This is a genomic window from Legionella oakridgensis ATCC 33761 = DSM 21215 (assembly GCF_000512355.1).
GTDB lineage: Bacteria > Pseudomonadota > Gammaproteobacteria > Legionellales > Legionellaceae > Legionella_A > Legionella_A oakridgensis.
Genome location: NZ_CP004006.1, coordinates 1140311 through 1152811, shown reverse-complemented (window position 1 = coordinate 1152811; position 12501 = coordinate 1140311). Strand labels below are relative to the sequence as shown.

The window sequence follows — 12501 nt, the reverse complement described above, 5'->3', positions numbered from 1 at the left end:
AATGGGCGATAACCAGGTCAATGGGGCTATCGGTAACAAATAATCTCACTAAATCCGACGCATTCTTTACCAAAACATAGTTTCTGGTTGCCTATCGCTTTCGTTGCAGGAACATGGTCTTGTTTCTTGTATCCATCTGTTCTTAAATAACCCATTCGCCGGCAAAAAGAACGCGCAGCCTGACGCCCGCAGCCTTTTCCGTTTTCATAACACCAGTCAACGCGGTAATGCTCCATACGAGGGAAAGAAAAACGACGATAGCGATAATAATAGATTTGCGGAGGCTTATGAGAAATATTTCCCACGCAACGAATCAACTTGAAGCCATTACAACGCCACCCCTTGCATTGGGCCTTGGATAAAAGATAGTTGGTTAATCCAACATTATATTCAATGATTTGCTTATCCGCGTCTTTATAGCCCATCATCTGACAATAACGACGTGCCACAGACATCCCACATTCTTTGCCGTCTAACGTACAATAATTTAAACGTTGCACATGAAACGTTGGACTCCAAAAATTCCGGTAATAATTTTGATTTCGTCCCTCAGCATTTACTTTGCCAATCGCTACGCAAAGCAACGTCAATAGAAGGAAAGCGTGACGAACAATGATCATTAAATAATCCTTTATCCTGTACGTTAATGAATACTGAATCAAGACTTGGCAACAAATCTCTACACATGCGAAGTATCCTACCAACCCCCTCTTGCTTCGTTAAATCTTGCATACAGGGCACAAGCCACAAGCTCTAGCTCAAATGTAGCAAGGGGTTGAAATTTGAGTTAATTCTGCACTTATATGTTAGCGTATCATGCCTGGTTTGTTAATAACGCAACTCAACCCGCTGATTATCCAGTAAATCAGCCAAACTCTTCAAGACTTCATCACTTGGGTTTACCCGCCAGGAAGCATCCAGATTTAAAACAGCCTGAGCTTTTTCATTTGCATACTGTATTTGAATGGCGCATTCTCCCTTATGAGCCTTTAATATCGACTGCAGTGCGGGCAGGAGTTGCTGATCGTTTACAGTCAACTTTAAAAGCAGACACTTGGCAAAACGAACCCGCGCTTCCTCTAAGGGATACAACGCAGCCGCGGTCATTTTAAGTCCTCCACTGTAATCATCCTGAGAAACTTCACCGTCAACCACCAGAATTTGCCCCACCTGAACATTCAATTGCTGCGCTTCGAGTACTTCTTCAAATACAATCACATCCAGGTTGGCAGAAGCATCTTCAAACCCGATGATCATGATTTTCTTCCCGCGTTTGGTCAGTAAACGGCGAATACTCTTGACCAGACCACAAACCATGTATTTTTTAGAAGCAGCAGGATTAAGTTTGGCAATAGGGGCCGTATAGTCTTTAAATTCCTGCAGATAAGCCGATGCAGGATGTCCGGTTAAATAAAATCCTAATGTTTCTTTTTCGCCCTCCAACCGCAGCGTTTCACTCCAGGCATTACAATGAATGTATTTTTCTTCCTGAGTATCTGTTTCCTCCAGTAACCCAAATAAATCCGTTTGGCCACTGCTTTGATTTTGCAAAAAGAGAAGGCCAGTCTGCATGGCCTTATCCAATGACTCAAATAAAACCGCACGCTCCATCTGCCAATCATCCATCGCACCACTTTTTATCAGTGCTTCCAACACGCGCCGATTCACCTTTCGTAAATCCTGGCGTTTACAGAAATTAAACAGCCCCGTGTAGGGTCCCTCTTTTTCCCGAGCACTCACAATGGTTTGGATTGCTGCCTCACCGACCCCCTTGATTGCCCCAAGCCCATAAAGAATTGTATCGTCATTAATGGCTGAAAAACGATAATCTGATTGGTTCAATGAAGGCGGCAATACTTTTAGATTCATACGCCCACATTCTTGAATGAAATTCACCACTTTATCAGTATTATCCATATCGGAAGACATAACCGCTGCCATGAATGCAGCAGGATAATGAGCTTTTAGCCAGGCTGTCTGATAGGCAACCAAAGCATAAGCAGCGGAGTGTGACTTATTAAAACCATAGCCTGCAAATTTCTCCATTAAATCAAATATATTTTCAGCCGTCTCAGCAGCAACTCCGCGTTTGGCGGCACCCTCCGTAAAGATAGCACGCTGCTTTGCCATTTCTTCAGGCTTTTTCTTTCCCATGGCGCGTCGTAACAAATCAGCCGCTCCCAAAGTATAATTGGCCAGAACTTGGGCAATTTGCATGACTTGTTCCTGATAAAGAATAACGCCATACGTGGGTTTTAAAATTGGCTCTAAATCAGGATGCGGGTATTCGACTTTTGCCCGTCCATGTTTTCGGTCAATGAAATCGTCCACCATACCGGATTGCAATGGACCAGGCCTAAATAAAGCCACCAGCGCAATAATGTCTTCAAAACAATCAGGCTGCAAACGGTGTATTAACTCCTTCATGCCCCGAGATTCAAGCTGAAAAACCGCAGTCGTCTGGCAAGACTTCAACAAGTCAAAAGCAGCCTTGTCATCCATTGCAATTTCATTGATATTAATTGGTGGTAAACCTGCTTTGCTCTGCTGATGATTAATGATATTGAGCGCCCAATCAATAATGGTTAAGGTGCGCAGCCCCAAAAAGTCAAATTTGACAAGCCCTGCCGCTTCGACATCATCTTTATCAAATTGACTGACTAACTGTGCTGAACCTTCCTCACAATAAATCGCGGTAAAATCAGTCAACTCGGAAGGAGCAATCACCACTCCCCCTGCATGCTTGCCTGCATTCCGTGTAATGCCTTCAAGTTTTAAAGCCAGATCAATAAGCTCTTGGACTTCTTCTTCCTGTTCATAGCGACGACGTAACTCTTCTTCCTGTTCAAGTGCTTTTTTTAATGTAATGCCCAGCTCGAAAGGAATTAATTTGGCAAGTTTATCCACAAAACCATAAGGATGACCCAAAACCCGGCCTACGTCTCTGACTACTGCTTTTGCGGCCATCGTACCAAAGGTAATGATTTGCGAAACACTTTGCCGGCCGTATTTTTCAGCCACGTATTCAATCACGCGGTCACGCCCTTCCATGCAAAAATCAATATCAAAGTCAGGCATGGAGACACGTTCTGGATTTAAAAATCGCTCAAACAGCAAATCATATTGCAGTGGGTCAAGATCAGTAATTTCCAAAGCATACGCAACCAGAGAACCAGCCCCTGAGCCGCGCCCAGGCCCGACAGGGACGCCATTCAGTTTTGCCCATTTAATAAAATCAGCCACAATCAGGAAATAACCGGCAAATCCCATGGAATTAATCACATCCAATTCAATCTGCAAACGCTGATCATAGATACTGCGTGTTTCATGCAATGCGTGCTCTTTGCCGCGAAAAATGTGCTGTAAGCGCTTTTCCAAACCATCCTTCGACAAATGAGATAAATAATCTTCGACCGTTGAGTTAAGAGGAACTGGAAAATTTGGCAAATAATTTTTCCCAAGCTCAAGCTTCACGCTGCATCGTTTGCTAATTTCAACCGTATTTTGCACGGCCTGAGGCAAATCACTAAATAATTCCACCATTTCCTCTGCAGAGCGCAGATATTGTTTTGCATGATAACGTATAGTACGACGTGGATCGGCAAGCGTATATCCCTCATGAATACATACCCGCGCTTCATGAGCTTCATAATCTTCTTCATGTAAAAAACGCACATCATTGGTTGCAACCAGAGGAAGTTGTAATTGTTCAGCCATACGCACAATTTTTTCATTGTAAACGGCCTCATCCGAACGATTGGTTCGCTGAATTTCCAAATAAAACCTATCCGGAAACACTTGTGCCCATGATTTGGCTAGTGTATTGGCAGTCATCTCATCTCCCGCCAGCAATGCCTGCCCTATGGCACCCAGACGTCCTCCGGACAAAGCGATAAGTCCTTCCGCATGCTCTCGTATCCAGGGAGTCTGTATGCGAGGTTCACCGTGATATTGACCTTCCTGGTAAGCCTTGGAAACCAAGCGTGTTAAATTACGATAGCCAACCTCATTTTGACACAGTAAAACCATAGAATGAACCACATCCGGTTTATCCGGATCATGGCAAACAAGATCACAACCCAAAATAGGTTTTATCCCTGCAGCTACGGCAGATTGAAATACTTTAACGGCTGCAAATAAGTTACAATGGTCCGTGATTGCAACTGCATTCATGCCCTTTTCAGGAAGCGCTTGCATTAAAGGTTTGATGCGTACCAACCCATCCACTAATGAATATTCAGTATGCACTCGAAGATGAACAAAACGTGATTGCATAAAAATGCCATACCTCATTAAATCCATGGCAGCAATGTGCTAGACTCATTATGTCCCAGCAAACATTATGCCTATTAGCACAACAGTGTTATTGATTAGAGCTTATTAACAAATTCTACTAAAAATGAACACTAACCGTCATTTTCTGCGCTCCGCTGCTCATGTACCTCTATATACACTGCACTGCGATGCTCGTAAATAATGGCTATTGTTCTATTTTTAGCGATTTTGTTAACAAACTCTTAGACCGTTTTTATCATAAACTTGCTCGCCGCGGGTCAAAGGCATCTCGTACCGCATCGGCAAATAGGTTACTGGCTAACACCAAAACAAACATAAAAAGAAATGCAGCAAACATTGGCCACCAAATAATTGGTTCGCGTGCCAATTCAAGTCGAGCGGCATTAATCATATTTCCCCAACTGATGGTCAGCGGTGAAACACCAACGCCAACGTAAGATAATACAGCTTCTGCCAGCACCAGAAAACTAAAATCCAGAACAAGCGTAATTAAAACAATATGCATCACATTTGGTAGTAAATGTTTAAAAATAATTTTAAATGCATTACTTCCCAACGCCTGAGCAGCCAACACAAAATCAATTTCACGCAATTTCAAAGCCTCGGCACGTAACAGACGACAAAGGCTAGTCCAGCTGGTCACTCCGAGGATAAAACATAACGCCAGCAATCTTGCATCCGCATTTTGCCCCAGCGTAGTAAATTGCTCAGGATGATTGGCAATGTATGTTTGCATGGATAAAATCGAGGCAGTAATGAGCAATACTCCTGGGATAGAACTTAGCGTGGTGTATATGTATTGGATAATATCATCAATCATACCGCCAAAATAACCGGCTGCAATGCCCAATATCAGCGCCAGCGGCATCATAAACAAGGTCGTTAAAATACCAATCACCAACCCTGTACGAATACTTTTTACCGCATAGAAAAAAATATCCTGGCCAATTTTACCGGTTCCTAATACGTGCAAATAACGAGACAGCCAATAACCTGCAATCATCAGAGTACAGCAGATAAATAAGGTAACTAACGCACTCATTTCTGCCCGGCTGATCGTAAAAGAGAGTTTGCCAGTATAAAAAGTTCTGACGGCAATCATGATAGCCCAAAAGGTAGCAACCATAGCCAGAGCTAAAGCCACTGTGATCAATAAAATAGGTTCAACAAGCTGATGCCAAATATCTTTATCGTCTTGGAGAGTTTTTGGTGGATATTTTAAACGTGGATAGATTTGCTCGACTTGTCCATCAACCATGATGGTTTCTGTTGCATACAACGTCAGAGACATGGGCGCGGAATATGTTTTTTCATAGTCATCTCCTAACGGCGCAAGAATTCTGTCCAGCAAGGATTTAGGCTGATGTTCGTCTGCGGTTTTATAGTGAAGCGAATCCATCACGGCAATGATGAGAAAAAACATTAAAATGATTGCCGCACTTACCGCTATCGGTTGCTTGAAAATCCGTTGAAATGCTCTTCGAACATGCATCTTGCGCATGCTTTTCATCCATACGGCAGCACTCAACAGTAAAACCAGTAAAAAACATTCATCGGTCCATAATAACTCCAGCGTCATTGCAATCTCACTCGTGGGTCAACCAATGTATAGGAGATATCCGTCAAAATTAATCCTGCAATATAAAGCACAGAACCTAAAAACACCATGGCCCTAACAATAGCAAAATCTTGCTGTTGAATAGCATCGATGATGTAATTTCCCAATCCCGGAACGCCAAAAAATGACTCAAGCACCAAACTGCCCATAAATAAGGAAGGAATAATAACGACTACTCCTGTTAAAATAGGTAACATGGCATTTTTCAAAATATGGCGAAATAACACACTCAACTCAGACAAACCCTTAGCACGTGCTGTTTTTACATAATCTTTGTCCATTTCTTCTAAAAACAGAGTTCTATACCAGCGACTCCCGGCTCCCAAACCTCCTATCACAGCAACCAAAATCGGCAACGCCACAAATTTGATGCTGTCTAAACCATCGTCGTATCCAGAGATAGGGACTAATCGCAGCACTTTTCCAAACAAATATTGGCCACCAATAATATAAAACATGGTGGAAATCGACATCAAGATGATGCAAAAAATCACCCCAGTGAGGTCAAGATAACTGGAACGGAAAAAAGCCATCATCATGGCAAATAAAATATTTGCCAGCATCCCAAACACTAACACCGGAAAGGCAATGGCAAGACTTGGCCACATTCTTTGGGAAATATCATAACTGATGTCTCTGCCTGCATCGGAAACGCCAAAATCAAATACAAACAATAACAACGATTTTTTAAAAAACAACGTGTGTGTCACTGTCTGTAATCCACTTGCATTGGCATTATAAAACAGCGGCAAATCGTAACCACGCTGCGTTTTCCATTGTTGAATAGCCACAGGAGAAATATGTTTTTCACCCAATTGCATGCGTGCCATATCATCTGGCGTATTCACCATAAAAAAAAGTGCAAAAGTCAGTATATTGATTCCTAACAAAATAGGAATGGCATAGAGAATACGTCGAATCAAATAGCCTGTCATAAATCCATCCTCGGTGCACAACGTCGTTGTTTACGACGGTAAGCAAAGACAAACGGTAACAAAAACAATAAAAATAACCCTATAAGCACGCCGATAGGCCATAATACTGGTTTATTCCATGCCGCACGCAATGCATTGCGCAAAGGAACATCAATCGCCATGTATTTTAAAATATTGGAAGAAATAGTATTAGGTTTTATAGGTGTCACCCATTGCTGAGTAAGGATAAGGCTCTCACTATTAATTCCCCACACCCATGGGGCGTCCTTGCGCACAATCGCTATCATGCTGTCAATTAGCTGCTGCCGTTTGGCATCATTGCTACGATTTTTCATCAAAGTATACAAGCGATCATACGTAGGATTCTGGTAATTGGAGGCATTTTCTCCTCCATATTTAACTTTTCCATTAGGGCCATACAGTAAAAATAAAAAATTTTCCGGATCTGGATAATCCGCATTCCATCCCCAACTGAATATTTGGGCATTTCCATTACGCATTTTTTCCTGGAAACGATTATATTGCGTCGCACGGATATTAAGTGAAATACCCAGACGAGCGAATTGTTTACGCATCCAGTTTAATTGCTCTTTATCATCAGGACCACCAGTCGCTGCCACATCATAATGCAAGATTAAAGGATTACCCGTAGCGGGATCTATGCCGTTAGGATACCCTGCTGCTTTCATTAATGCTTTCGCATCTTCAATGGGCCGCCGTTTTGCAGCATTTTTAACCCATGTATAAACATACGGATTAATGCCTTCTTTTCCTTCACGATAACCAAAAATTCCAGGAGGAATTGGGCCTTGCGCAGGCTCTCCTCGCCCATTGAAAAAAATGGCAATATTTTCATCATAATTGACCGCGATGGAGATGGCTTGCCGCAGCTTCCGCGCTCGTTCACTTTTTCCACCGACGACATTATCCAGCATATTAAAACCAAGATAATAAATCGAAGGATCAACCATTTGAGTCAAACGCACACCTTGCTCACGCATGGCAGGTGTTAATTTTGCATCCCCGGAACGGGTTATTTGGATCGCTTGATCAAAACTATCTGCACTGATGCCCGACAAATCATAATAGCCTTGCAAAAATTTGCTCCAACGCGGAATAGCTTCTTTTTCAAGCGTATAAACCGCTTTTTCTATGAGTGGCAATCGCTCTCCATGATGGCGCAAATAACCTTTTTGTTCATCTTCCTGATTGTCTGAAACAGGGAAATACGTATCACGATAATTGGGATTTTTATCCATAACCATACGGCTGTTTGGATTATTTTCACTGAGCATGAATGGACCTGTACCAAGAGGATACCAACCAAGTCCAAGGTTCCTATCATCCATATCCGGTTGAGAATAGAAACGATCAGCCTCCCAGGGAACGGGAGAGAAAAAAGGCATGGCTAACCAAAAAGAAATTGAGGGTATTGGCCGTTGATAACTATCTCAAACGTGTAATCATCCACTTTTCGCACGCCTGATAAAGGATATTGACGCAAATCAATATAACCCTGGTGAGCGCCTTTACCTGGTAAAGTGGCTCCATAATCACGAAATCCTTGGATGTATTCACTCATTAATCCATAAATCGGTGAATTTACTGCTGGATTAGCTAATCGTTGTATCTCATAGATGTAATCATCTACAATGAGTTCTCTCGTCCCAGTATGTTCAAAATCAGACAATTGGTTAATGCCATGCTCATCAAGAAAATCAGCGGATAATTGATGATAAAAATAATGACCGTGCTTATCTTTAGCAAATGCAGGATGCGGTTGATAATAAATACCAGGAAGTATATGTATGGTATAAACAGAATAAGCAATGCGCCCATCTTGTGGGTTAGTCAACGCATTGCCTTGGTCATCGTAGTAACGCACGTCGGGCATTTGTGCCGCCGTTAAAGGAATTAATTTATAAGGGCGGATTAAATAATCATACTGCAAGACAGGTTCATAAATTTGGGCAATGAATTGATATTCATTGCTGGAATAGGATTTGGCCGGATCCAGTGTTTTGGGTTGCTCACTAAAAGAAGTGTAGTAAATTTTCTGCTGGGACTCATTGGCCGGATATGGATTATTTAATACCCAGCTACCAGCATGCACCAAAGGGGTTACCAGCAGAAAAACAAGCCACATCCGTAGTACAATGGCAGAAAGCAAGGAATCGTCTCCTGTTTTATTATTGCAGTGACATCATGTTAAGCAACTCATCCTCACTCAACACACGCACACCAAGCGCCGTCGCTTTATTGAGTTTGGAACCTGAATCCTCCCCGGCGATGACATAATCTGTTTTCGCCGAAACACTGCCACTCACCCGAGCTCCTAACGCCACGAGCCGTGACTTTGCTTCGTCACGACTCATCGCAGTTAACGTACCAGTCAAAACCACCGTTTTATCATACAGTGGATGATGAGTGTCTATTTTCTTTCTTTCTTCAACCGGCCAATGCACGCCATAGTCCAGAAGTTTATGGATGACCTCCATATTATGGGTCTGCGCAAAAAAATGCACCACATGCGATGCGACAACCGGCCCAATGTCTTTTAATTTCGTTAATTCTTCTATGGTTGCTTGTTTAAGTGCTTTTATATCGGAAAAATTTTCTGAAAGAATATGGGCGCTCGCTTCACCAATTTCGCGTATGCCCAAAGCATAGAGAAATCGTTGAAACGTCGTTTTCTTGCTTTTCTCGATGGAGTTCACCAAATTCTCAGCCGATTTTTTCCCCATCCTCGGCAATTGAGCCAATTCCTCCTTCGTCAAGGTATACAAATCGGATACATCGTTTAACCGGCTTCTATCGACCAATTGTTCAATCAGCACATCGCCCAAGCCATCGATGGCCATTGCTTTGCGAGACGCATAATGCCACACCATTCGCTTTAATTGCGCTTTACAAAACAAACCACCAGTACAGCGAGCAACGGCTTCATCTTCCTCACGGATAACATCGGCACCGCACACCGGGCAATGGGTTGGCAAATGAATAATTTGTGTCTCTTTAGGCCTTTTTTCCTTAACAACAGAAACCACTTCTGGAATAACGTCACCTGCCCGACGAATAACCACCACATCGCCTATATGAATGTCTTTACGTTCAATTTCATCCATGTTGTGCAATGTTGCATTACTCACCGTAACACCTGCCACACTGACCGGTTTTAACCGGGCAACGGGCGTTAACGCCCCCGTTCTTCCTACTTGAAAATCAACGGCCAGCAACGTGGTCATCTCCTCACTGGCAGGAAACTTGTGAGCGCAGGCAAACCGTGGCGCACGCGCAACAAAACCCAATTTTTCCTGCAAAACCGCACTGTCAACCTTATAAACTACCCCATCAATTTCATAAGGCAACGCTGCTCGAGATGCCAGCATACGCTCATAATACGCAAGGCAGCCTTGCAGTCCCCGAGCAGTTTTAATTTCGTCATAGGCCACCCTAAATCCCATGCGCCGCAAACATTCCAATTGTTGCCTATGACTATCAGGAAAAGAATATTCGTCGCTGACTGCCCCAATACCATAACAATAAATGGCCAAGGGTCTGCTTGCGGTTACTGCCGGATTCAACTGACGTAAACTGCCTGCAGCAGCATTGCGTGGGTTAGCAAATGTTTTTCTTCGCGCCGCCGGGCTTCTTCATTGTATGCCTCAAAACCTGCCTTGGGCATATAGACTTCCCCACGAACTTCCAGCAAATCGGGTGGCTCATCCGTCATCAATCTTAAAGGCACAGCGGCTATGGTCTTGATGTTATTGGTAATATTCTCTCCTACCGTCCCATCGCCACGAGTTGCGGCAGATTTCAATGTTCCTTTTGCATACGTTAAATTGACAGCCAAGCCATCCAGCTTTGGCTCGCAAGCAAACACCAACTCGTCTTGCCGGATGTCTAATCTGTCCGATACCCGTTTGATAAATGCCTGCAATTCTTCTGTAGAAAAAACGTTTGAGAGAGACAGCATGGGTTGCAGATGAGCAATGGGCTCCAATTCTGTTGCCGGGGCAACACCCACTCGTTGAGTAGGGGAATCTGGGCTAACGTATTGGGGATATTGTGCCTCAAGAGATTCCAATAACTTAAAGCAACGGTCATATTCCACATCAGGGACTAATGGTTCATCAAGAACATAATAATGATAATCGTACAGCCGGATGCGCTCACGCAATGTTGTAATCTGTTCTAATATAGAGTTATCACGCATGTCAAATAGCCAAAACCAAGAAAATCATGTCTTAAATGATTGAATAGTTACATTTTTACCACATCGAATCAACTTGACGTTATACTGTGCATCATTGCCCCAACATTTAAATTTAATATGACTGACTTACCAATACTTGCCATTATTTATGGTGCAGGCATTGTCCTGCAACTAGGACTGCTGCTTTTTTTATTGCGTCGTTACGACACATTTCAACAAACGCTGACGACACAATTTCAGCAATTGCATATGGATTTGCAACAAGCCCAGCAGACAAGTCAACAAACGATTTATGAAAAAATTGCTCAAGGCCAATTGACCACTCAGCAATTAATCACTGAAACCGTTCAGCGGCAAATGACGGATGTACGTGAGCAAATGAATCATAGCTTTAAACAACATGCCGGCTCCTTAAGCGCCCATCTCCAGACCTTAACCGAAGAAATACGCAATCACTTGCACAGCTTAACCCAGCAGGTCAATCACCGATTAACAGAAGGCTTTGAAAAAACCTCATCGACGTTTACGGATGTTATTCAACGGTTAACCATCATCGATGAGGCACAAAAGAAAATCACGGAATTATCCAGCCATGTCGTTAGTCTTCAGGATGTTCTAGCCGACAAACGCTCCAGAGGGGCTTTTGGTGAAGTGCAATTATCCACGCTCATTGCCAATATGATTCCGGCCCATCATTACAGCATGCAATACACATTAAGCAATCAGAAGCGGGCTGATTGCATCTTATTCTTACCAGAACCAACGGGTAACGTGGTGATTGATGCCAAATTTCCACTGGAAACTTATCAAAAACTTATGAATACCGAGGCAAGCTCTGCCGAAAAAAAATCATTGCAACAACAATTTCGTCAGGATTTGCAAAAACACATCAAAGACATCGCTGAAAAATACATTATCCCTAATGAAACTGCGGATGGTGCTGTTATGTTTATACCAGCAGAAGCCATTTTTGCAGAAATTCACGCCAATTACCCTGAAATCATTACCTTGTCACAACGCTTGAAAGTCTGGCTGGTTTCACCCAGCACATTAATGGCGGTATTAACCACAGCAAGAGCTGTCCTTAAAGATGACATCACTCGTAAGCAAGTGCACATTATCCAAAAACATTTACAAGCACTGGCGGATGATTTTCAACGTTTTGAAAAACGTATGGACAAATTATCAAAACACATTGATTTAGCCCATCAAGATGCCACAGAAGTTAACACATCAGCGAAAAAAATTACGCAGCGCTTTCAAAAAATTGAATCGGTAGAAATAGGATTGGAAGATAAATCGCTCGCCTAACTGGAAAAATTAAAATGAATTGCTTAATTTTATACAATAGATAAAGCCACAAAAAGCTTTGCAGGTTAAAGAAATTTAGCTGATAATCTTTGCAAAAACAGCGGATGAAAAATCGCAATCAC

Annotated in this window: 5 protein-coding genes and 2 pseudogenes; 1 reads left to right on the top strand and 6 read right to left on the bottom strand. The window is 42.7% G+C overall.

All coding sequences use genetic code 11. From position 1 onward, the window contains the following. Nucleotides 1-26 precede the first annotated feature (26 nt). The 6 genes and pseudogenes from LOA_RS05535 to ligA form a co-directional block, all read right to left on the bottom strand. Nucleotides 27-620: a hypothetical protein gene (locus LOA_RS05535; protein ID WP_025385485.1), complete on the bottom strand. Its 594-nt coding sequence runs from the start codon at nucleotides 618-620 to the stop codon at nucleotides 27-29. A gap of 208 nt (nucleotides 621-828) precedes the next feature. Next, nucleotides 829-4275 carry a DNA polymerase III subunit alpha gene (dnaE, locus tag LOA_RS05530; protein ID WP_025385484.1) on the bottom strand — a complete coding sequence of 1149 codons (3447 nt, stop codon included), beginning with the start codon at nucleotides 4273-4275 and terminating at the stop codon, nucleotides 829-831. Nucleotides 4276-4531: 256 nt separating this feature from the next. Next, nucleotides 4532-5875 (bottom strand): ABC transporter permease, encoded by a 1344-nt coding sequence (locus LOA_RS05525; protein ID WP_025385483.1) that lies wholly within the window; start codon nucleotides 5873-5875, stop codon nucleotides 4532-4534. Further along, nucleotides 5872-6849, bottom strand: coding sequence for an ABC transporter permease (locus LOA_RS05520; protein ID WP_025385482.1), 978 nt, complete (start codon nucleotides 6847-6849; stop codon nucleotides 5872-5874). The genes LOA_RS05525 and LOA_RS05520 overlap by 4 nt, the downstream gene beginning before the upstream one ends. After that, nucleotides 6846-8995 (bottom strand): annotated as a pseudogene (locus tag LOA_RS05515) (ABC transporter substrate-binding protein). The gene LOA_RS05520 and the pseudogene LOA_RS05515 overlap by 4 nt, the downstream one beginning before the upstream one ends. 43 nt (nucleotides 8996-9038) lie before the next feature. Further along, nucleotides 9039-11068, bottom strand: a pseudogene (gene ligA, locus LOA_RS05510) (NAD-dependent DNA ligase LigA). Between the two features lie 117 nt (nucleotides 11069-11185). Here ligA and LOA_RS05505 point away from each other — a divergent pair. After that, on the top strand, nucleotides 11186-12379 hold the full coding sequence (locus LOA_RS05505) for a DNA recombination protein RmuC (RefSeq protein WP_042238751.1): 1194 nt from the start codon (nucleotides 11186-11188) through the stop codon (nucleotides 12377-12379). The last annotated feature ends 122 nt before the right edge of the window (nucleotides 12380-12501 follow it).

Coding starts and splice junctions, on each gene's coding strand:
- LOA_RS05525 (WP_025385483.1), bottom strand. CDS start 5,875: ATGACGCTGGAGTTATTATGGACCGATGAATGTTTTTTACTGGTTTTA.
- LOA_RS05505 (WP_042238751.1), top strand. CDS start 11,186: ATGACTGACTTACCAATACTTGCCATTATTTATGGTGCAGGCATTGTC.
- LOA_RS05520 (WP_025385482.1), bottom strand. CDS start 6,849: ATGACAGGCTATTTGATTCGACGTATTCTCTATGCCATTCCTATTTTG.
- dnaE (WP_025385484.1), bottom strand. CDS start 4,275: ATGCAATCACGTTTTGTTCATCTTCGAGTGCATACTGAATATTCATTA.
- LOA_RS05535 (WP_025385485.1), bottom strand. CDS start 620: ATGATCATTGTTCGTCACGCTTTCCTTCTATTGACGTTGCTTTGCGTA.